The organism is Streptomyces umbrinus, from assembly GCF_030817415.1.
In the GTDB taxonomy this organism is placed as follows: Bacteria; Actinomycetota; Actinomycetes; order Streptomycetales; family Streptomycetaceae; genus Streptomyces; species Streptomyces umbrinus_A.
The window spans coordinates 3,232,106-3,251,968 of record NZ_JAUSZI010000002.1 but is presented as its reverse complement, the minus strand read 5'-3'; the positions used below and the strand labels follow the sequence as shown (position 1 = coordinate 3,251,968).

At 69.7% G+C, this 19,863-nt stretch carries 22 protein-coding genes; 6 read left to right on the top strand and 16 right to left on the bottom strand.

What is annotated here, in order from left to right:
• The first annotated feature begins 234 nt into the window (after positions 1–234).
• The gene (locus tag QF035_RS14335) at positions 235–780 is read left to right on the top strand and encodes a DUF1697 domain-containing protein (protein ID WP_373466950.1); all 546 of its coding nucleotides are present in this window, start codon (positions 235–237) and stop codon (positions 778–780) included.
• Positions 773–1,156: a nuclear transport factor 2 family protein gene (locus tag QF035_RS14330; protein WP_307520665.1), complete on the top strand. Its 384-nt coding sequence runs from the start codon at positions 773–775 to the stop codon at positions 1,154–1,156. The genes QF035_RS14335 and QF035_RS14330 overlap by 8 nt, the downstream gene beginning before the upstream one ends.
• Here the strand turns inward: QF035_RS14330 and QF035_RS14325 are convergent.
• Together QF035_RS14325 and QF035_RS14320 are read right to left on the bottom strand one after the other, a co-directional pair.
• A complete protein-coding gene (locus tag QF035_RS14325; protein WP_307520663.1) occupies positions 1,128–2,027 on the bottom strand; it encodes a transglutaminase-like domain-containing protein in 900 nt (299 codons plus the stop codon). The two genes, QF035_RS14330 and QF035_RS14325, sit on opposite strands and share 29 nt — an antisense overlap.
• Positions 2,028–2,081: 54 nt before the next feature.
• Positions 2,082–2,951, bottom strand: a complete 870-nt coding sequence (locus QF035_RS14320; protein ID WP_307520662.1) for an aldo/keto reductase — start codon at positions 2,949–2,951, stop codon at positions 2,082–2,084.
• Positions 2,952–2,989: 38 nt separating this feature from the next.
• Here QF035_RS14320 and QF035_RS14315 point away from each other — a divergent pair, with 38 nt between their 5' ends.
• The 4 genes from QF035_RS14315 (at position 2,990) to QF035_RS14300 (ending at position 6,988) form a co-directional block, all read left to right on the top strand.
• Positions 2,990–4,027, top strand: coding sequence for a ketopantoate reductase family protein (locus QF035_RS14315; protein WP_307520661.1), 1,038 nt, complete (start codon positions 2,990–2,992; stop codon positions 4,025–4,027).
• 79 nt (positions 4,028–4,106) lie between these two features.
• Complete coding sequence (locus QF035_RS14310; RefSeq protein WP_307531111.1) at positions 4,107–4,694, top strand: TIGR03086 family metal-binding protein; 588 nt, start codon at positions 4,107–4,109, stop codon at positions 4,692–4,694.
• Positions 4,695–5,009: 315 nt separating this feature from the next.
• The gene (locus QF035_RS14305; RefSeq protein ID WP_307520660.1) at positions 5,010–5,642 is read left to right on the top strand and encodes an SMI1/KNR4 family protein; all 633 of its coding nucleotides are present in this window, start codon (positions 5,010–5,012) and stop codon (positions 5,640–5,642) included.
• A 104-nt stretch (positions 5,643–5,746) separates the two neighbouring features.
• The gene (locus QF035_RS14300) at positions 5,747–6,988 is read left to right on the top strand and encodes a lanthionine synthetase LanC family protein (protein WP_307520659.1); all 1,242 of its coding nucleotides are present in this window, start codon (positions 5,747–5,749) and stop codon (positions 6,986–6,988) included.
• Positions 6,989–7,040: 52 nt separating this feature from the next.
• Here the strand turns inward: QF035_RS14300 and QF035_RS14295 are convergent, their stop codons facing one another.
• From QF035_RS14295 to QF035_RS14235, 14 genes are all read right to left on the bottom strand, one after another.
• On the bottom strand, positions 7,041–7,541 hold the full coding sequence (locus QF035_RS14295) for a hypothetical protein (protein ID WP_307520658.1): 501 nt from the start codon (positions 7,539–7,541) through the stop codon (positions 7,041–7,043).
• A 241-nt stretch (positions 7,542–7,782) separates the two neighbouring features.
• Entirely contained in the window at positions 7,783–8,520 is a 738-nt protein-coding gene (locus tag QF035_RS14290; protein WP_307520657.1) for a sirohydrochlorin chelatase, read from the bottom strand.
• Positions 8,521–8,526: 6 nt separating this feature from the next.
• Entirely contained in the window at positions 8,527–9,417 is an 891-nt protein-coding gene (locus QF035_RS14285; protein WP_307520656.1) for an ABC transporter permease, read from the bottom strand.
• Complete coding sequence (locus QF035_RS14280) at positions 9,404–10,192, bottom strand: ABC transporter ATP-binding protein (RefSeq protein ID WP_307517768.1); 789 nt, start codon at positions 10,190–10,192, stop codon at positions 9,404–9,406. The genes QF035_RS14285 and QF035_RS14280 overlap by 14 nt, the downstream gene beginning before the upstream one ends.
• Positions 10,193–10,240: 48 nt before the next feature.
• On the bottom strand, positions 10,241–11,353 hold the full coding sequence (locus tag QF035_RS14275) for an aliphatic sulfonate ABC transporter substrate-binding protein (protein ID WP_307520654.1): 1,113 nt from the start codon (positions 11,351–11,353) through the stop codon (positions 10,241–10,243).
• A 260-nt stretch (positions 11,354–11,613) separates the two neighbouring features.
• Entirely contained in the window at positions 11,614–12,969 is a 1,356-nt protein-coding gene (locus QF035_RS14270; RefSeq protein ID WP_143641816.1) for a sulfate adenylyltransferase subunit 1, read from the bottom strand.
• 2 nt (positions 12,970–12,971) lie between these two features.
• Positions 12,972–13,913: a sulfate adenylyltransferase subunit CysD gene (gene cysD / locus QF035_RS14265; protein WP_307520653.1), complete on the bottom strand. Its 942-nt coding sequence runs from the start codon at positions 13,911–13,913 to the stop codon at positions 12,972–12,974.
• Positions 13,910–14,485, bottom strand: a complete 576-nt coding sequence (cysC, locus tag QF035_RS14260) for an adenylyl-sulfate kinase (protein ID WP_373466650.1) — start codon at positions 14,483–14,485, stop codon at positions 13,910–13,912. The genes cysD and cysC overlap by 4 nt, the downstream gene beginning before the upstream one ends.
• A gap of 2 nt (positions 14,486–14,487) precedes the next feature.
• Positions 14,488–15,237 carry a phosphoadenylyl-sulfate reductase gene (locus QF035_RS14255; protein ID WP_307520652.1) on the bottom strand — a complete coding sequence of 250 codons (750 nt, stop codon included), beginning with the start codon at positions 15,235–15,237 and terminating at the stop codon, positions 14,488–14,490.
• Entirely contained in the window at positions 15,234–15,413 is a 180-nt protein-coding gene (locus tag QF035_RS14250; RefSeq protein WP_055616311.1) for a hypothetical protein, read from the bottom strand. Before QF035_RS14250 ends, QF035_RS14255 begins: the two co-directional genes overlap by 4 nt.
• Before the next feature lie 178 nt (positions 15,414–15,591).
• Entirely contained in the window at positions 15,592–17,289 is a 1,698-nt protein-coding gene (locus QF035_RS14245) for a nitrite/sulfite reductase (RefSeq protein WP_307520651.1), read from the bottom strand.
• Positions 17,290–17,436: 147 nt separating this feature from the next.
• On the bottom strand, positions 17,437–17,520 hold the full coding sequence (locus QF035_RS55770; protein WP_313904670.1) for a putative leader peptide: 84 nt from the start codon (positions 17,518–17,520) through the stop codon (positions 17,437–17,439).
• Between the two features lie 139 nt (positions 17,521–17,659).
• Complete coding sequence (locus QF035_RS14240; RefSeq protein WP_307520650.1) at positions 17,660–18,229, bottom strand: GNAT family N-acetyltransferase; 570 nt, start codon at positions 18,227–18,229, stop codon at positions 17,660–17,662.
• Positions 18,230–18,307: 78 nt separating this feature from the next.
• Positions 18,308–19,711, bottom strand: a complete 1,404-nt coding sequence (locus QF035_RS14235; RefSeq protein ID WP_307520649.1) for a hypothetical protein — start codon at positions 19,709–19,711, stop codon at positions 18,308–18,310.
• Positions 19,712–19,863: the final 152 nt, after the last annotated feature.

The window sequence follows — 19,863 nt, the reverse complement described above, 5'->3', positions numbered from 1 at the left end:
CCCCTCCGTCCCCGACCGGGTCCGATCTGCCGGGGAAGATCCTCTTTGGTGTTACGAAAGTTTGTTGAACAAGTCACAGCTGTGTGCGGGGGTTGAACTGAGCGCGCCCATCGGCCAGGGTTTTGAGCCAACCGGCCGGTAACTTCGGGTGTCCGGCCGCCCGGAAGCCGCGGCCGTCGTGCCCACCCCCACGGGGCACGACGGCCGCTTTATGGTGTGCGGATGACTCAGGGCATGACGACGTACGCGGCACTGCTGCGCGGGATCAACGTGGGCGGCAGCAGGAAGGTGCCGATGGCCGAGCTGCGCACCCTCATGGAGGGCCTCGGGTACGACGGTGTCCGTACGCATCTCCAGAGCGGGAACGCCGTCTTCTCCAGCGACCACGGCGACGAGGACGCGCTCGCCGCGGAACTGTCGGGGGCGCTGGAGAAGCGCTTCGGCTTCACGGTCGACGTCCTGGTGCGCGACCACGCCTATCTGCGGGCCGTCATCGACGCCTGTCCGTTCCCGGCCGCGGACCTGGAGGCCAGGCAACTGCACGCCACCTACTTCTCCGAGCCGGTCGACGCCGAGCGCTACGCGTCCATCGACCAACAGGCCTTCCTGCCCGAGGAGTTCCGCCTCGGCGACCGCGTCCTCTACCTGTACGCACCCGACGGCCTCGGCCGCTCCAAGCTGGCGGAGAACCTGTCGAAGCCCCGGATGACGAAGGGTATCATCGCCACCTCCCGGAACTGGAACACCGTCACCAAGCTCGCGGAGCTGACCAGTGGCTGACCACGGCCCCGCAGTCGAGGCGGCCATCGAGGGCGAACTGCGCCTCCTCGACCCGGAGATCCGCCGCTCGCCCGAACTCCTCGGGGCGCTGCTGCACCCCGACTTCCACGAGTTCGGCGTCTCCGGGCGGCACTGGGACCGGGCCTCGATCATCGACGCACTGGCCGCGGCGAAGGAACCGGGGACCGGCCCGGGCATCACCTCCCGGGTGACCGGCGTCGAGCTCGCCCCCGACCTGGTCCACCTCACCTTCGACACGGAGCACAACGGCCGTCACGCGCACCGGAGTTCGTTGTGGCGGCGGACGGGGGAGGAATGGCTGCTGTACTTCCACCAGGGAACGCCGTTCAGCCCCGAAGGCTCTCGGGGAGCCTGACCTGCCGGACGCCGAGGTAGGTCGTGTGCGAGGTGATCTCCGCCGGGACGGTGAGGCGAAGGTCCGCGTACAGGCGCCGGATCTCCTCGGGTGACACGGCCTCGGTGGCCGTCGCCGCGGCCACCGCGTCGAGCAGCGCGAGATCGTCCGCGGTCACCTCCGGCTCGTCCTTCGCCGCGAGCCCCCACGCGTCCCACGGCAGCACCTCCACCCCGCCGAGCGCCGCGAGATCCCGTACGACGTTGCAGCGTACGAACCACAGGCCCTGCAGGGGGCCCGTGGGGAGGGGGACCCCGAAGTTGTGGGGGTCCGCGTCGCCCGTCCGGCATGCCCGCCAGGCGGCTCCGGCGACGAGGAACTGGTCCCGCGGGACGTCCAGCGGATCGAAGGGCACGTCGTGCGCCCCGTCGGCGACCTGGGCGTCCGCGAGCCGCCAACTGCCGTCCGACAGACGGTACTCGGTGACCCAGTGGTCCCCGTGGGTCACGGGGGAGGAGCCGTCCTCGAAGTACGTGGCGAAGCCGCACCGGACCCGCGCGGGGGTGCCCGTAGCCCTCAGGAACGCGCACATCAGCAGCGCGAAGTCCCGGCACGTACCGGCGAACCGCTCGCCCAGCTCCCGGTGTTCGGTGAGCGGAGCCTGTGAGCGCTCGCGCAGGATCCGCAGGATCTCGCTCACGTACCGGGCCTCGGCGTCCTCGTGACGGCGCTCCTCGGGCATCGCGTACCCGAAGTGACCGCCCTCCTCCCGGTGGATGAGCAAGTTCCGTACGAGGGCCCCGAGTTCACGTGGGTCGGCGGGCAGATCGGCCGGTACGGCTCCGGGGTCGCTGTACGGGCTCTGCTTGAGGTGGAAGTCGTTGGAGTCCATGCCCCGGAGCGTGGAGTCTGCCCCAGGGGCAAGGTCAAGCACGGTCGAGCGAGGTCAACTCAGGGCGTCGAGGCGGGACATGTCCTCCGCGCGGAGCCGTACGGCGGCCGCGTCGAGGTTCTCCTCCAGATGCGCGAGGGAGCCCGTGCCGGGGGTCGGGCAGAGCACGGGGGAGCGGTGCAGCAGCCAGGCCAGGGCGATCTGCCCGGGCGACACTCCGTGGGCGGCGGCGATGTCCGCGGACACTCCGTGCGCTGCGGCGATGTCCGTGCCCGCCCGGTCCGTGGTCAACGAGCCGTTGCCCAGCGGGAACCAGGGCAGGAACGCGATGCCGTGCGCCTCGCACAGCTTCAGCAGCGGCTCCGAGGCGCGGTCGGTGAGGTTGTACCGGTTCTGCACGGACGCGATGTTCGTCAACTCCCGTGCGGCTTCGAGCTGTCCGGGCGTCACCGAGTCGAGCCCGAGGTGCCGGATCTTGCCCTCCCGGCGCAACTCGTCGAGCGCGCCCAGCTGTTCGGCCATCGGCACGTCCGGGTCCAGCCGGTGCAGCTGGTACAGGTCGATCGTGTCGAGACGCAGCCGTCGCAGACTCGCCTCGCACATCGCCCGCAGCCGCTCGGGCCGCCCCTCGATGTGCCAGGCGTCCGGACCGGTGCGTACGACACCGCCCTTCGTGGCGATCACCAGGCCGTCCGGATACGGGTACAGCGCCTCGGCGACGAGTTCCTCGGCGACCGACGGGCCGTAGTTGTCCGCCGTGTCGATCAGCGTGACCCCGCGCTCGACCGCCCGCCGCAGAACGGCCACCGCGTCCCGGGCCTCACCACGCGGCCCCCAGTAGCCCGGCCCGGTCAACTGAGCGGTGCCGTAACCGAGGCGGCGTGCGGGCAGCTCTCCGGCGAGCTGAAAGATTTCCGGAATCATTGATGGAGCGTACACACGCCTGTGGCAGGCTCGGACACATGCGCTACATCATCATCGGAGCAGGGGCTGTGGGTGGGGCCATCGGCGGTCGCCTCGCCGAATCGGGACACGACGTGGTGCTGGTCGCGCGGGGCGCGCAGTACGAGGCGCTGCGCGAGCGGGGGCTGCGCCTGGTGACCCCGGACGGGCCGCACACCCATCGGCCGTCCGTCGTGGACGGGCCGCTCGCGCTCGGCGAACTGGGCGCCGACGACGTGCTCGTACTCGCCGTCAAGACGCAGGACAGCGAGGCGGCGCTGGAGGCGTGGGGGCCCGTGCCCGTGGCGGGCGGGGGCACGGCGGCCGAGCGGCTGCCGTTGGTCTGCGCGCAGAACGGCGTGGAGAGCCAGCGGCTCGCGCTGCGCCGCTTCCGGCGGGTGTACGGGGTGTGCGTGTGGCTGCCCGCCACGTTCGTCGAGCCGGGGGTGGTGTCCGCCGCCGGTACGCCGCTCACCGGGATCCTGCACCTCGGCCGCTATCCGCACGGCACGGACGAGACGGTACGGAGCATCGCCGCCGACCTGTCCGCCTCCCGCTTCGAGGCGCCGGTCGTGGCCGATGTGACGCGCTGGCAGTACGCCAAGCTCCTCGGCAACCTTGCCAACTCGATCGAGGCGGTCAGCGGCGTGCTCACCAGTGAGGAGGGCATCGCCCTCTACGGCCGCGTGCGTGCCGAGGGCGAGGCCGTGCTCGCCGCGGCGGGCATCCCCTACGCCTCCGAGGAGGAGCAGAAGGAGGCCCGCGCCGACAAGATCCGCTTCGAGCCCTTCGACGGGTCCGAGCGGGGTGCCGGCTCGTCGTGGCAGTCGCTGAACCGCGGCACGGGGACGATCGAGGCGGACTATCTCAACGGGGAGATCGCCCTGCTGGGGCGGTTGCACGGCGTACCGACGCCGCTCAACGACCTGCTGCAACGGCTCGCCAACGACTTCGCTCGTGAGCGGCGGGCGGCCGGTTCGATGCCGGTGGACGAGCTCGTACGGCTGGCCGGAGACGCTGTCGCGTTTGTTCAAGAGGGTGCGGGGCCGCGTCCCTAGCGTGGGACGCATGGACAAGAACGCGAACACGAAGGCGGGCAAGAGCCCGGACCAGGAGAGCGCGAACGCGCCCTACACGATGGAGAGCCTCTACCCGTCCATGGTCGAATGCGCCGCCGAGGCCGCACGGGTCGCGCGCGGGGTCACCGCGGAGCGGCTCGCCGGGACCACCCACTGTCCGGGCTGGGACGTCCGGGCTCTGGTCAACCACTGGGTGCTCTACACCTCTCACGGTCTGGAGCATCGGGCGCTGCGCAAGCCGCTGCCCGAGTCACTGACCGAGCGGGACTTCGCCGCCGAGCCCGGGTGGGCGTCGGCGTATGCCGCCCAGCTGGACCGGGCGGTTGCCGTGTGGGCGGATCCGGTGGTGTGGGAGGGGGAGGTGGACCTGGGCATGGGGTCCATGGCCGCTCCCGAACTCGCCTCGATGATCGTGAAGGAGATGGCGGTGCACGGCTGGGACGTCGCTGCGGCGACCGGCCAGGAATACCGCATCTCCGACTCGGCGGCCCGCGTCATCCTGAACGTCGTCGTCACCCACGGCGACCTCTACCGCCAGTACGACGGCTTCGCCCCCGCGGTCCGGGTGCCTTCCGACGCCCCCGTCTTCGCCCGAGCCATCGCCTTGAGCGGCCGCGATCCCCGCCTGTCCCACACGGCCTCCTGAACGAACCTTTCCTCGCCCCGCCGCCCCTACCCATTCCCGTCCCTTTCCGGGGGATCCGCCCCCAGGCCCCCGCATCGCGCTGAACGCGCTCGTCCTCAAACGCCGGACGGGCTGGGTGGGTGGGGGTTGGCGGGGGTGGGAGGGTCGACCGTGGGTGGGGAGATCGGTCTGGACGGCCTTGTCCTCAGCCGCCGGAAGGGCTGAACGTGGGGGGCAGCCCCGTTTCGGCTTGAGTTTGGACCTCAGTTGGCGGGATTCCATGGCGTGCACGACGCCGGGCGACGGTGTGTCAGTGTCGGCCGTTAGTCTCCCGCTGTGGGCGAGATACAAGGCCAGGACGATGGGCCGTCCTTTGCGTGGCGGGATCTGCTGCAGCGCTGGAGCGATGAGTGGCTCGATCCGGTGCTGCATGAGCAGGAACGCACTGAACCGTTCCCCGACGGGGTACGCAGGGCCCGTTGGCTGGGTGCCGCCGGGGCCACCTGCGAGGAAGTCGGCGCGCTGGAGGACCGCCTTGGCGTCACGCTGCCGATGGGCTACCGCCAGTTCCTGCTGACGAGCAACGGCTGGCTCAACACCACCCACGGCATAGACAGGATCCTGGCGGCCCAAGAGGTGGGATGGACCCGGGACCTCGATTCCGACCTCGTCACCGACTGGACCAGCGGATACGGCGATGCCGACTCTCGGGTCGATGACGATCAGTACTTCGTCTACGGCGAAGCCCAGGACCCGGTCTCGATCCGGCCCGAGTACCTGCCGTACACCTTGAAGATCAGCCATACCCCGAACGCCACGGACGTCTACCTCCTCAACCCAGGCGTGGTCACCCCGGACGGTGAGTGGGAGGCCTGGTATCTCGCCCACTGGCTGCCCGGCGCGGTGCGCTACCGGTCTTTCTGGGACCTGATGAACGACGAGTACAGGAACTTCCGCGACGAGCGGTAGCCCGTTGCGCAGCCTGGCGGCACTCGCAGGGCAGCAGCTACTGAGCTGCACGACGCCCCGAACGTGAGTCTGAGACGGCCCAACGGCTGTGGAACGCTGGGGCGATGATCACTAGCGCACCGGATGACGCGGAGTCCCTTGCAGTCGGGGCCCTTGAGTGGCTGCTGAAGGCTGCCGGGGACGTCGACGACGGCTTGACCTGGCCGGACATTCTCGCCAATGGCGAGTTCAACCCGACGCTGTACAACGGGACTTCGGGAGTGCTGACGGCCCTCCTGGACGCATGGCGGTACTTCGCCGATGACCGTTACGCGGACGCGGCCCTGCGTGGTGCCCGCAGTGTCGCTGACGCAGTCGACGACTGGGAGGACAACGGCCTGTACACGGGAGTGGCCGGGATGGCTGTCGCGTTACAGGGCGTGCACCGAGTGCTTGGCGACACCGCGGCGGGGGTGTCCGCCGAACGAGCCCTGGACGTCTTGCGGTCCCGCTACGACGGCGCAGGGTGGAACGACTACTACGAACTCATCGTCGGAAACGCCGGCATCGCCATCGCCGCGCTGGAGTGCGGCGACCTCGACCTCGCCCAGCTGGCCGTCGACCGCTACCCGCGCACTGCCGAACCCAGCGCCTGTGGCGTTCAGTGGGAGATCCGGGCCGGCGCAGTACCGCGCTTGCACCACATGTCGCACGGCACCCTTGGCATCGTCTACGCGCTCGCCGCCGTGGGCCGGGCCGCCGACCGCCCGGATCTCGTCGACCTTGCACTGGCCGGTGCCGCCGATGTCGTCTCCCGCGACGAAGCCGGTCCGGAAGGCTTCCTCGTCGCGCACTCCGACCCGCAACAGCAGCACGAAAAGATCGAACGCCACAGCTACGGCTGGTGTCACGGCCCGGCCGGCGACGCCCAGGTGTTCCGCCTGCTGAGCCAAGTTCTGCCCGACGACCCCGGCTGGGCCTCCCTCGCCGACCGCTGCTGGCACACCGTCGTCAACTCCGGCCTTCCGCGACGACTTCGTCCCGGCTTCTGGGACAGCAACGGCCGCTGCTGCGGCACTGCGGGGGTCCTCGCCCTCGCCTGCGACCGTCAGGTCGAACGCGGTGACAGCAGTGACTTCGCCGACGTCCTCGTCGCCGACCTCGCAGCCCGCGCGAGGACCGATGGCGACGGCGTCAGCTGGTCCAACATTGAACACCGTGAGACGCCCAGCGATCTTGCCCCAGCCACCGGTTGGGCCATGGGCAGCGCGGGCATCATCCGTGAACTCCTTCGCCACGCCCGCATCACCGCGAACCGCGAACCGAGGTACACCGTCCCCTTCCCGGACCACCCGCCCACCGACTGAACTCGTCCCTTATAACCAGGGGCGCAGTGGGCCTCGGGCGCCGGTAAGTAGCTCAGGCGGCAACCAGTGAGGCGTGGATCCGACTGATGGCGCGCAGGACCTCGTCCCGGTTCTTCGCCCGCTTGATCCATGCCGGAAGACGGGCCACCAAGGTCATATTTTGTCCGGTGTCGTACCAGGGCGCTCGTTCTCGCAGTGACGCTTGGGCGAAACGGCGGATCAGGTCGAGATGCTCGAGGTTGTACGCCCACAACCACCCATGCCGACTCTCGACCTGGAGCCAGAGCGGCATACCGAAGTACGGATCCGTCGCGGGTTGAGCTGTGCCACGGGAGAGCGCGACAACACGGCCGCTCCACTCCCGTGACAGTCCGCAGCCACGACAGACCAGACGTCGCGGCCTGAACAGCATCCGGCCTCCGGGATCGGAGTCGTCGGGCGCTGGAACGACACGAGCGGCCTTCGTACAACCGGGGCATCGCACAATGATCGAGCTGATGAAGTCGTACTCGGTGCTGAGCGGATCCCGGAACCGACCGGAGAACAAGGCCATGCGCCGAGTATGCGACTGCCCCACAGATCAGCGCATCCCGATTCGACTGCTCACGCTCGGGCCCGCCGGCACCCTGCCAGAGCCGCACGAGGGTTGAGGGACAAGCACAAGCTCAGGGGCGCGGGGAACTGCGCGACCAGCCACACTCGGCCTGCACCCGAGGACTCACCCGGCGGGGTCTGGGGCGGAGCCCCAGAAGGATGGGACGGGTAGGGGCGGCGGGGGCGAGCAAACGCCCCGGTCAGGCGCCCACCGCCGTCAGCGCCGGGGTTCGGGCGGCGTCGTAGCGCTGCAGGAGTACGCGGGCCACCTCCGGGGACGCGCCCAGGACGTCGGCCAGGACGTCCGCCTCGGCTGCGCCCCGGGCGATCCGGTCCGGGAGGAAGCCGGGAGCCAGGACGTACGGCGCGACAGCCACCCGCGCGCACCCGAGGGCGCGCAACTCCCGCACCGCATCCCCCGTACGAGGCAACGACGCGGAGGCGAACGCAGGCCGCACGGCGCACCAACCGGTACGCCGCCACTCCCGCGCGATTTCTGCGATCACTGCGATCGCCTCCGGGTCCGTGGACCCCGCCGAGGCCAGTACGACCCCGGTCGAGGACTTGTCGGCGGGGGACAACCCCGCCTCGTACAACCGCCGTTCGAGCGCGGCGGTCAACAGTGGCGACGGGCCGAGCACCTCGGCCTGCCGGATCCTCAGCCGTGCCGGAGCCTCGCTCAGCACCGCCGGGATGTCCGACTTCGCGTGGAAGGCGCGGGTCAGGAGGAGCGGGAGCGCCACCACGTCACGTACGCCCTCCGCCGCCAGCGACTCCAACACCCCCGAGACCGAGGGGATGTTGAAGTCCAGAAAGCCGGTCTCCACGCGCACGCCCGGGCGCAGGGCCCGTACGCGTCGCACCAGGGCGTGCACGGTCGCGGCATGGCGCGGGTCGCGGCTGCCGTGGGCGATGACGAGAAGTACCGGTCGGGGCATGGGAGTTCAGCTCTTCACGAGGAGACCGCGGCTGCGCAGTACCCGCCGCTCCAGCGGGCTGAAGATGAGCAGGTCGATGGCGATTCCGACGATCAGGATGAGGAGGATGGCGAGGAAGACCATGGACATGCTGTTGGCGGTGCGGCCGTTTTCAAGGAGCTGGCCGAGGCCGATGCCCAGGTCGGGTGAGGAGGCGATGATCTCGGCGGCCATCAGTGAGCGCCAGGAGAAGGCCCAGCCCTGCTTGAGGCCGGCGAGGTAGCCGGGCAGTGCGGCGGGGATCACGATGTGCCAGGTGCCGCGCAGTCCCGTGGCGCCCAGGGTGCGGCCGGCCCGCAGGTAGAGCGGGGGTACCTGGTCGACGCCGGAGACCAGTCCGTTGGCGATCGAGGGGACCGCGCCGAGGAGGATCACCGCGTACATCATCGAGTCGTTCAGCCCGAGCCACAGGACGGCCGGCGGCACCCACGCCACCGACGGCAGTGACTGCAGTCCGGAGAGGATCGGGCCGATGGCCGCGCGGACGAACTTCACCCGGGCGACCAGCAGACCCAGCGGCGTGCCGATCACGAGGGCCATGAGGAAGCCGAGCAGGCCGCGCGAGACGCTGGTCCAGATGTACTCCAGGAGCGTGCCCTGGAGCCAGGCCTCGCTGACCTCGTCCCAGACCGCGGACGGCGCGGGCAGCTTGTAGCTGTCGGTGACCTTCGCCCAGACCAGGACCTGCCAGACCACCAGTACCAGCGCCACGGCGACGATCGGGGGGAAGATCTTCTCCACGAAGGTCCTGCGGAACGGGGCCCGCCCGGTCTGGACGGTCTCCAGCGCGTCCAGGCCCGCTTCGAGTCCGGCGAGATCGTTGCCGTCCTTGACGGCTTTCGTCTCAGTGCTGGCCATGGCGGCGGATCTCCCCACGCAGTTGTTCGGTGATCTCGACGGACAGTTCCGCGACGGCGGAGTCCTCGATGCGGCGTGGCTGCGGGATGTCGACCGTCCACTCGTGCGCGATCCGTCCCGGGCGGGAGGAGAGCAGCACGACGCGTTCGGCGAGGCGGACGGCCTCGCGGACGTTGTGGGTGACGAACAGCACCGAGACGCTGGTCTCGCGCCAGATGCGGGTCAGTTCGTCGTGCAGCACGTCCCGGGTGATGGCGTCCAGGGCGGCGAACGGCTCGTCCATCAGCAGCAGTTTGCTGTCCTGGGCGAGCGCGCGGGCCAGCGCGACGCGCTGGCGCATCCCGCCGGACAGCTCGTGCACCCGCTTGCCGTAGGCGCCCGTCAGCCGGACGAGGGCCAGCAGCTCCTCCGCCTTGGTGCGCCGCTCCGCCTTGGCCACGCCGCGCAGTTTCAGGGCGAGTTCGATGTTCTTGCCCGCGGTCAGCCACGGGAACAGGGCGTGTTCCTGGAACATCAGGGCGGGGCGGCCGTCGGTACTGATGCCCCCCGCCGTCGGTTTGTCGAGGCCGGCGACGAGGTTGAGGAGGGTGGACTTGCCGCAGCCGGAGGCTCCCAGGAGGGTGACGAACTCGCCGGGTGCGACATCGAGGGTGATGTCGTCCAGGACGAGCTGGCGGCCGGCGGGTGTGGTGAAGGACTTCGAGACGTGCTCGATCCGCGCGGCGTATGCCACCGACGTAGTGGCGTCGGCGGCCTTGGCGAGGGCGGTTGCCATGGTCGTCACCTCCTGGGAACTCATGCGGACAACGGGGGTGTGCGGGGGTTACTTGACGCCGAGTCCGGCGTCGTCGACCGGGCTCTTGCCCTCGGCCTTGAGGACCTTGTTCAACGGGGCCAGGTCGTAGATGCCGTCCAGCTTCGGCTGCTTGAGCAGGCCCGCCTTGACCGCGTGGTCGGCCTCGGTGTTCAGGGTGGAGGCCAGCGGGTCGTCGGTGAACTGGATCGACTTCCACGCCGGGTCCAGCACATTGGCGGGCAGCGGCTTGCCGGACAGCTCCTGCAGCTTGGCGTTCGCGGCCGCCTTCGCCTTGTCCGGGTTGGCGTTGATCCACGTGTTGGTCTTCACCGAGCCGCGCAGCACCGCCTGCACCACATCCGGGTGCTCCGTGAGGAACTTCTGGGAGACGATGATGTTGGTGATGACGAACTTCTTGTCGGGCCACAGGTCGGCCTCGTCCAGGAGGACCTTGCCGCCCTCGGCGACCAGCTTGGACGCGGTCGGCTCGGGCACCCACGCGCCGTCGATGGACCCCGACTTGTAGGCGTCCGGGGTGATCTTGTTGTCGGTGCGGACCACCGACACATCCCCCTTGCCGCTCTGCGCGTCGACCTTCCAGCCCTGCTCGGCGATCCAGTTCAGGAATGCCACGTCCTGGGTGTTGCCCAGCTGCGGGGTGGCGATCTTCTTGCCCTTGACGTCCTTGAGGGACGTGACCTTGTCCGGGTTGACGACGAGCTTCACACCGCCGGAGGCGGAGCCGCCGATGATCCGCAGGCCCTTGCCGTCGGTGGTGCTGTAGCCGTTGATCGCGGGCGAGGGGCCGATCCAGCCGATGTCGATCGAACCCGAGTTGAGCGCCTCGATCTCCGCAGGCCCCGCGTTGAACTGGGAGTAGGTGGCCTTTGTACCGCCCAGTTCCTTCTGCAGCAGGCCTTCCTGGTCCCCGACCAGGGCGGTGGCGTGCGTCAGGTTCGGGAAGTAGCCGATCCGCACGGAGTCGAGCCCGTCGACCTTCTTGCCCGCGGCGGCGACCTTCGACGTGTCACCGTCCTTGGCCTCGGACCCGTACCCACAAGCGGTGGCGGCGAGCGCGAGAAGGGGCAGAGCGGCTACGGCGGCGAGGCCGCGGCGCAGCTTCCTTCGGGTGGCAGGCACGGGAGGTGTTCCTCTCGTCGGCCCGGCGGTCACGTCTCTCAGGTCGTGGCCGGGAGGTCGGCTGGTCTTCGCTTTCGCAGGCGGTGGGGAGCGATGACGCACAGACAGTGCGCGTGCTCAGGCCCCACCGGGGCCGTCACCTCTCCGCACATCGCGCCACCCCGCCCTGCCCGCTACCAAGCGCGCCGCTGCCGACGCGGCCGCCCTCCTTCGCGAACGTGGAGTAGAAGTCGGTGGATTGGAAGTCGTGGGAAGTCATGTCAGAAGTCCCAACCGTCGTCGTCCGCCTCGGCCTTGACCGGCTCCGGGGAGGCGAAGGACTCGCCGACCATGCCCGCGGTGAGCGTGGTGCCGTCGGACGGGTCGATCAGGATGAACGAACCGGTGCGCCGGGAGTCGGCGTACGAGTCGACGGGCAGTGGCTCGGCCGTACGGATCTTGACGCGGCCGATGTCGTTGGCGTCCAGGTGGCCCGGGTGCGGGTGCAGCGACAGGTCGTCGAGCGTCAGCCGGGACGGGATGTCCTTGACGAGCGCCTTGACCGTACGGGTGCCGTGCTTGAGCAGCACGCGGTGGCCGATGGTCAGCGGCGCGTCGGCCACGTGGCAGACGGTCGCCTCGATGTCCTGCGTCGTCGCGGGCGCGTCCTTGGTCGGCACGAGCAGGTCGCCGCGCGAGATGTCGACGTCGTCCTCCAGGAGGACGGTCACCGACTGCGTCGTCCAGGCCACGTCGACCGGTGCGCCGAGCAGGTCGATCGCTGAGATCCGCGACGTACGGCCGGAGGGCAGTACGGTGACCGACTCGCCGACACGGAAGGCGCCGGCCGCGATCTGGCCCGCGTACCCCCGGTAGTCCGGGTGCTCGGCGGTCTGCGGACGGATCACGTACTGCACGGGCAGACGCGCGTGGCAGGTCGTGAGGTCGTGGCTGACCGGGACCGTCTCCAGGTGCTCCAGGAAGGTCGGGCCGCCGTACCAGTCCATGTTCGCGGACGGGTCCACCACGTTGTCACCGGCGAGCGCGGAGATCGGGATCGCGGTGATCTCGGGGACGCCCAGCTCGGAGGCGTACGCCGTGAACTCCTCGGCGATCGCCGCGAAGACGGACTCCTTGTACTCGACGAGGTCCATCTTGTTGACCGCCAGCACGACGTGCGGGACGCGCAGCAGCGCGGCGATCGCCGCGTGGCGGCGGGTCTGCTCGACGACGCCGTTGCGGGCGTCCACGAGGACCACCGTCAGCTCGGCCGTGGAGGCACCCGTCACCATGTTGCGGGTGTACTGCACGTGTCCGGGCGTGTCGGCGAGGATGAACCGGCGCCGGGCCGTGGCGAAGTAGCGGTACGCCACGTCGATGGTGATGCCCTGCTCCCGCTCGGCCCGAAGACCGTCGGTGAGCAGCGCGAGGTCGGGCGTGTCCTGACCGCGGTTGCGCGAGGCGTGCTCCACGGCCTCCAACTGGTCGGTGAGGACCGACTTGGAGTCGTGCAGCAGGCGGCCGACGAGGGTGGACTTGCCGTCGTCGACGGATCCCGCGGTGGCGAAGCGCAGCAGGGTCGTCGCGGACAGCTGCTCGACCGACAGCGGCACGGTGGGTTCGGTGGTGCTCGTCATGGTTAGAAGTACCCCTCGCGCTTGCGGTCTTCCATCGCGGCCTCGGACATCTTGTCGTCGGCGCGGGTGGCGCCCCGCTCGGTGAGCCGGGAGGCGGCGATCTCGGTGATCACGGCGTCCAGTGTGGTGGCGTCCGAGTCGACGGCACCCGTGCAGGACATGTCGCCGACGGTCCGGTAGCGGACGAGACGGGTCTCGACCGTCTCGCCGTCCTTCGGGCCGCCCCACTCGCCGGCGGTCAGCCACATGCCGGCCCGCTGGAACACCTCGCGCTCGTGCGCGAAGTAGATCTCCGGCAGTTCGATGCCCTCGCGGGCGATGTACTGCCAGACGTCCAGCTCGGTCCAGTTGGACAGCGGGAAGACGCGGACGTGCTCGCCGGCGGCGTGCCGTCCGTTGTAGAGGTTCCACAGCTCGGGGCGCTGGCGGCGCGGGTCCCACTGCGAGAACTCGTCCCGCAGCGAGAACACCCGCTCCTTGGCGCGGGCCTTCTCCTCGTCCCGGCGCCCGCCGCCGAACACCGCGTCGAACCGCTCGGCCTGGATCTTCTCCGTCAGCGGCACCGTCTGCAGCGGGTTGCGCGTCCCGTCCGGGCGCTCCTTGAGGGCGCCGCGGTCGATGTAGTCCTGCACGGAGGCCACGTGCAGCCGCAGCCCGTGCTTCTTCACCGTGCGGTCGCGGTACTCCAGGACCTCCGGGAAGTTGTGCCCGGTGTCCACGTGCAGCAGCGAGAACGGCACCGCGGCCGGCGCGAACGCCTTCAGCGCCAGATGCAGCATGACGATGGAGTCCTTGCCGCCGGAGAACAGGATCACCGGCCGCTCGAACTCACCCGCCACCTCGCGGAAGATGTGCACCGCCTCGGACTCCAGAGCGTCCAGGTGGCTCAGGGCGTACGGGCTGTCGGTCCCCTCCTCGGAGACGTCGGCAACGGTCGTCGTCATGCGAGACCCCTCTCGGCGAGCAGCGCGTGGAGCGCCGCCGCGGACTCCTGCACGGACTGGGTGTGCGACTCGATGCGCAGATCGGGCGACTCGGGCTCCTCGTACGGGTCGTCGACCCCGGTCAGACCCGAGATCTCGCCCGCCGCCTGCTTGGCGTACAGCCCCTTCACGTCCCGCTCGCTGCACACCTCGACCGGAGTGGCGACATGCACCTCGATGTACGCGGCCCCGCTCGCCTGGTGGCGCTTGCGCACCGCCTCGCGGCTGTCCGCGTACGGCGCGATGACCGGCACCAGCGTCTTGACGCCGTTGCGGGCCAGCAGGTCGGCGAGGAAGCCGATGCGCTGTACGTTCGTGTGCCGGTCCTCGCGGCTGAAGCCGAGGCCCGCCGTCAGGAACGTACGGATCTCGTCGCCGTCGAGCACCTCGACGCGGTGGCCCTCCTCGCGCAGCCGTCCGGCCAGTTCGTACGCGATGGTGGTCTTGCCGGCGCTCGGCAGACCCGTGAGCCAGATGGTGGCTCCGGTCACTTGAATCTCCTGGTTCATCGAAGTCGCGGTCGTCGCAGTCATGGTCAGCCGTGCAGCCCGCACTCGGTCTTCGCACGGCCCGCCCAGCGGCCGGCGCGCGCGTCCTCGCCCTCCAGCACCCGGCGGGTGCAGGGGGCGCAGCCGACGGACGCGTAGCCGTCCATCAGCAGGGGGTTGGTGAGTACGCCGTGCTCGGTGACGTACGCGTCGACGTCGTCCTGCGTCCAGCGGGCGATCGGCGAGATCTTGACCTTGCGGCGCTTCTCGTCCCAGCCGACGACCGGGGTGTTCGCCCGGGTCGGGGACTCGTCGCGGCGCAGGCCCGTCGCCCAGGCGCTGTACTTGGTGAGCCCTGCTTCGAGGGGCTTGACCTTCCGCAGCGCGCAGCACAGGTCGGGGTTGCGGTCGTGCAGCTTCGGCCCGTACTCGGCGTCCTGCTCGGCCACGGTCTGGCGCGGGGTGAGCGTGATGACGTTGACGTCCATCACGGCCTCGACCGCGTCCCGGGTGCCGATGGTCTCCTCGAAGTGGTAGCCGGTGTCGAGGAAGACGACGTCCACGCCGGGCCTCGCCCGGGAGGCGAGGTGGGCGACCACCGCGTCCTCCATCGAGGAGGTCACGCAGAACTGCTTGCCGAAGGCGTCCACCGCCCACTGGAGGATCTCCAGGGCGGAGGCGTCCTCCAGGTCGCGGCCGGCCTGCTCGGCGAGAGCCTTGAGCTCGGCGTCCCGGCCGCGTTCAAGGTCGGTCTGATTCTTGCTGTCGGTATCGGTATCGGTCTGAACGGTCGTCATATCTCGTCCCCTCCACCGTCGTTGCGCTGAACCCCTCGGGACAACAGCCCGAGGAACTTCAGTTGGAAGGCTCGATTGCATGCCGCGCATTCCCACGCGCCGTGCCCCTGCTCGCTGGGACGCAGGTCCTCGTCGCCGCAGTAGGGGCAGTAGAAGGGCGCCGCGCGCTCACTCATGACAGCGACTCCCCTTTTTTCAAGGCTCGGTTCGCCTCCGGGGCGCTGAAGTCTCCGTCGACGGTCGACCGTGCTCGACCACTCGTTCCTCGCGGCCTCCGCGCTCCCCCAGACTCCGTCCGGGGGGACCCCCACGCCCTTTCGACGGAGGCGCGCCCCTTCGGCTCACTCGCCCAAATCACGACAACGCCTCCTCAGAAGCTCGCGTGGCCCAGGTGGCGAAGCGCTCGCCGTCCTCGCGCTCCTCCTCGAAACGCTTCAGCACGCGCTCGACGTAGTCGGGCAGGTCGTCCGAAGTGACCTTCAGGCCGCGGACCTTGCGGCCGAACCCGGCCTCCAGGCCGAGCGCGCCGCCGAGGTGCACCTGGTAGCCCTCGACCTGCTCGCCCTGGTCGTTCAGCATCAACTGGCCCTTGAGACCGATGTCCGCGACCTGGATACGGGCGCAGGCGTTCGGGCAGCCGTTGATGTTGATGGTGATGGGCTCGTCGAACTCGGGGATGCGGCGCTCCAGTTCGTCGATCAGCGAGGCGCCGCGGGCCTTGGTCTCGACGATGGCGAGCTTGCAGTACTCGATGCCGGTGCAGGCCATCGTGCCGCGCCGGAAGGGCGAGGGCTTGGCGGTCAGGTCGAGCGACTCCAGGCCCTCGACCAGCGAGTCGATCCGGTCCTGCTCCACGTCGAGCACGATCATCTTCTGCTCGACGGTGGTGCGCAGCCGGCCGGAGCCGTGCGCCTCGGCCAGTTCGGCGATCTTGGTGAGGGTCGCGCCGTCCACGCGGCCCACGCGCGGGGCGAAGCCCACGTAGTAGCGGCCGTCCTGCTGACGGTGCACACCGACGTGGTCGCGCCAGCGGGCCACCGGCTGGTCGGGGGCGGGGCCGTCGACGAGCTTGCGCTGCAGGTACTCGTCCTCGAGGATCTGGCGGAACTTCTCGACGCCCCAGTCGGCGACCAGGAACTTCAGGCGGGCGCGCGTACGCAGGCGCCGGTAGCCGTAGTCGCGGAAGATCGAGAGGACGCCGATGTGGACGTCCGCGACCTCGTCGAGCGGGACCCAGGCGCCGAGGCGCTGGCCGATCTTCGGGTTGGTGGAGAGGCCGCCGCCGACCCAGAGGTCGAAGCCGGGGCCGTGCTCCGGGTGGTTCACGCCGACGAACGCGACGTCGTTGATCTCGTGCGCCACGTCGAGCAGCGGCGAGCCGGAGATCGCGGTCTTGAACTTGCGGGGCAGGTTCGAGAAGTCCTTGTTGCCGATGACCCGGCGGTGGATCTCCTCGATGGCCGGGGTGCCGTCGATGATCTCGTCCTCGGCGATCCCGGCGACGGGCGAGCCGAGGATCACACGGGGCGTGTCACCGCAGGCCTCGGTCGTGGACAGCCCGACGGCCTCCAGACGCTCCCAGATCTCCGGGACGTCCTCGATGCGGATCCAGTGGTACTGGACGTTCTGCCGGTCGGTGAGGTCCGCGGTGCCCCGCGCGAACTCCTGCGAGATCTCGCCGATGACCCGCAGCTGCTGGGTGGTGAGGCGTCCGCCGTCGATCCGCACCCGCAGCATGAAGTACTTGTCGTCCAGCTCCTCCGGCTCCAGGATCGCGGTCTTGCCACCGTCGATCCCGGGCTTGCGCTGGGTGTAGAGGCCCCACCAGCGCATGCGTCCGCGCAGGTCGTTGGGGTCGATCGAGTCGAAGCCCCGCTTGGAGTAGATCGTCTCAATGCGTGTCCGCACGTTGAGACCGTCGTCGTCCTTCTTGAACTGTTCGTTGCCGTTGAGCGGGGTGTAGTGACCCACGGCCCACTGACCCTCGCCGCGGTGACGGCTCACCTTGCGGCGGGGCGTTGCGGCAGCGGGATTCTGTGGGGTGGCGGCCATGGTTCTACGTCCTTCGGGACAGGCGGATGCGGCTTCGACCTGCGTGTATGCGCGCATAGGGGCATACGTGCGCGTCTTTGCGCAAGGCGAGACAAAGGGGATGTCGGCAGTGCTGGGCTCGGAGTCAAAGGCCCCCGGTGCCTTGTGTCAGCAGGCCGGACAGATGGCGCTGGACATGCGGCCGAGGTCGACGTGCCGCCGACTCACCAAGGCAATTCCAGTTCCAGACATGACGGAAGCGTGTCACGGCGATCTGGACACAGTCCAGCTTCGTCCATGATGCGGACACCCTTGTCTCGCTATGCAAGACAAGGGTGGTGTCGGTCACACGGCCGGTCGTGTGGCCCGGATCCGGCCACGTCGTGCCAGGTCAGTTGCTGTGCGCCCCTGGCCAGGGCCCGGGTGCCGTCACGTCCGGCTCCTCCTCGACCTTGGTGTCGAAGAGCTTGAAGCCGCGGCGCAGGTAGTTGTCCATCGCGTGCTCGCCGTCCTTGCTGCATGTATGCAACCAGACGCGCTTGGTCTGCGCCCGCCCCGGCCAGCGGTCGGCCAGGTCCCAGGCCCGTGCCACGCCGTGGGAGAGGAGGTGCCCGCCGATGCGCCGGCCCCGGAAGGCGGGGATCAGCCCGAAGTAGACGATCTCCACGACGCCGTCGTCCTGCGGGTCCAGCTGTACGTATCCGGCGGGAGTCCCGCGGTCGTACGCGACCCAGGTCTCCGCGCCCGGCCGGTCCAGGTCCTCCTGCCACTGCGCGTACGTCCAGCCGAGCCGGTCCGTCCAGCGGATGTCGCCGCCGACCGCCGCGTACAGGTAGCGGCTGAACTCGGGGGAGGGCACCTCGGCGCGGACGATCCGGACGTCGCCGTCGGGGGCGGCGGCGGGCAGCTGGTCGGCCGGGGAGACCTGCTCCAGGGACCAAGTGGTCACAGCGATGCTCATGCGGGCCAGAGAACCACGAAGGCGGGCCCCGCTCCAAAGCGGGGCCCGCCTCCACGGGTGCTCACGTTGACGTTCGGATCACTCCACCGAGCCGTCGACCTCCGACAGCGGGACCGCGTACAGGACGCGCTCAGGGATGGCGGGCAGTTCCCATTCGTTGTCCTTGTTCGCCGCCCACTCGGTGAGGGTCCACAGCTCGCCGGTCTCCTGCCAGTACGACAGGGACTCGGTGTGCTGCCCCCAGCAGGCGTACGACCCGCCGCCCCCGCACTTCGCGGCCTTGGCGGTGCTCTCGTTCTGCCGCCAGAGCGTGCCGTGCCGGTCGCGGGTGCCCGGCGCGTACCCCGTGTACCAGTCGGCCTTGCTCGCGCCGCTCGGTTTGTGGGAGAGGACGCCCTGCAGCCCGACGGCCTTGGTCTCGTACGCCTCGTCGGCGTTCACGTTGTCACTGGCGTTGCTGCCGAGCAGGCCCGTGCGGTCGCTCGCGGTGCTGTAGTAGTAGCGCCAGACGCGGGCAGGCTCGCTGCCGCCCGAGCTGAACCACTCGTTCGCGACCAGGCTGTCCGGTGTCGACGTACGGTCCAGGGAGATCGAGCCGAAGCAGGGGACCGCGTTGTTGTTGCTCGCGGAACAGGCGCCGCCGGTGAGGTTGTACGAGCCGATGGCCGGCATCACGTACTGGTAGCCGCGTGCCGACCAGCCGCCACTCACCTTGCCGATCTCGGTGCTGTTGACGTCGGCCTGCAGGATGCGGTTCATGTCGAAGACGAACAGCGCGTTGTTGTGGTCGGCGCCGTTCTTCGCGGTGACGATCAGCTTGTCCTGATACCAGACCATGCCGCCGACGTGGGAGCGGACCGCTCCGAAGTCCTGGCCGCCGGAGAGCGGGGCGACCAGCAGGACCCAGCGGTACTTGAGGTCGTTCGGGTCGTTCGCGTCGATGAACGCGATCCGGGCGAGGCCCTTGTCGTCGGCCGGCTCGCCCGCCTTGTGGTCGTTGTGCGTCCAGCCCGCGAGGATGACCCGGTCGTTGCCCCACTTGCCGTCGTTGTCGGCGTCCCCGGAGGTGGTGACGGACTGCGGCAGCCACTTCTGTGTCGTCGCGTCCCCGCTGTCCCAGCAGTAGGCGCGGGTGGCGGTCGGTTCGACGGGCAGGGCGGCCGACTCGGTGGCGTCGCAGTCGGCCTTGTTCCGCATCGGGTGGTTGGCGCTGTTGAGGACGCCGCCGACCCCGACGTTCCCGCCCATTCCGCTCTGGAGCGTGTCGAGAGTCGTGCCGCTGACCAGGTTCTCGTGCAGCTGGAGCTTGTTGACCTCGGAGGACGAGGTGATCGACGTCAGCGGGCCCGGGTTGTCGCTCCCCGCGGCCTGCGAGGTGCTGATGATGGTGGCGGCGGCGGTGAGGGCGAGGGCGGTCCCGGACAGCGTGGCCCGCAGGACACGCCCCTTCTTCCGGCGGCGATGTCTGCCTCGAGATGTCATAGGTCCTCCCGTCGTCGGCCAACTGCCTCCTGCGATCCGGCGGTTGAGTGCTGGAGGGGACAGATGTGGGGGGCCGTGGGAAGGATGGTACGTCAGGGTGTGGCGAGTCCGGTCGAATACCCCGGAATAGGTCGGGAGCATTCGCTCTGCGG

Coding starts and splice junctions, on each gene's coding strand:
- QF035_RS14335 (WP_373466950.1), top strand. CDS start 235: ATGACGACGTACGCGGCACTGCTGCGCGGGATCAACGTGGGCGGCAGC.
- QF035_RS14325 (WP_307520663.1), bottom strand. CDS start 2,027: ATGGACTCCAACGACTTCCACCTCAAGCAGAGCCCGTACAGCGACCCC.
- QF035_RS14320 (WP_307520662.1), bottom strand. CDS start 2,951: ATGATTCCGGAAATCTTTCAGCTCGCCGGAGAGCTGCCCGCACGCCGC.
- QF035_RS14315 (WP_307520661.1), top strand. CDS start 2,990: ATGCGCTACATCATCATCGGAGCAGGGGCTGTGGGTGGGGCCATCGGC.
- QF035_RS14310 (WP_307531111.1), top strand. CDS start 4,107: ATGGAGAGCCTCTACCCGTCCATGGTCGAATGCGCCGCCGAGGCCGCA.
- QF035_RS14300 (WP_307520659.1), top strand. CDS start 5,747: ATGATCACTAGCGCACCGGATGACGCGGAGTCCCTTGCAGTCGGGGCC.
- QF035_RS14295 (WP_307520658.1), bottom strand. CDS start 7,541: ATGGCCTTGTTCTCCGGTCGGTTCCGGGATCCGCTCAGCACCGAGTAC.
- QF035_RS14290 (WP_307520657.1), bottom strand. CDS start 8,520: ATGCCCCGACCGGTACTTCTCGTCATCGCCCACGGCAGCCGCGACCCG.
- QF035_RS14285 (WP_307520656.1), bottom strand. CDS start 9,417: ATGGCCAGCACTGAGACGAAAGCCGTCAAGGACGGCAACGATCTCGCC.
- QF035_RS14280 (WP_307517768.1), bottom strand. CDS start 10,192: ATGGCAACCGCCCTCGCCAAGGCCGCCGACGCCACTACGTCGGTGGCA.
- QF035_RS14270 (WP_143641816.1), bottom strand. CDS start 12,969: ATGACGAGCACCACCGAACCCACCGTGCCGCTGTCGGTCGAGCAGCTG.
- cysD (WP_307520653.1), bottom strand. CDS start 13,913: ATGACGACGACCGTTGCCGACGTCTCCGAGGAGGGGACCGACAGCCCG.
- cysC (WP_373466650.1), bottom strand. CDS start 14,485: ATGACTGCGACGACCGCGACTTCGATGAACCAGGAGATTCAAGTGACC.
- QF035_RS14255 (WP_307520652.1), bottom strand. CDS start 15,237: ATGACGACCGTTCAGACCGATACCGATACCGACAGCAAGAATCAGACC.
- QF035_RS14250 (WP_055616311.1), bottom strand. CDS start 15,413: ATGAGTGAGCGCGCGGCGCCCTTCTACTGCCCCTACTGCGGCGACGAG.
- QF035_RS14245 (WP_307520651.1), bottom strand. CDS start 17,289: ATGGCCGCCACCCCACAGAATCCCGCTGCCGCAACGCCCCGCCGCAAG.
- QF035_RS55770 (WP_313904670.1), bottom strand. CDS start 17,520: ATGTCTGGAACTGGAATTGCCTTGGTGAGTCGGCGGCACGTCGACCTC.
- QF035_RS14240 (WP_307520650.1), bottom strand. CDS start 18,229: ATGAGCATCGCTGTGACCACTTGGTCCCTGGAGCAGGTCTCCCCGGCC.
- QF035_RS14235 (WP_307520649.1), bottom strand. CDS start 19,711: ATGACATCTCGAGGCAGACATCGCCGCCGGAAGAAGGGGCGTGTCCTG.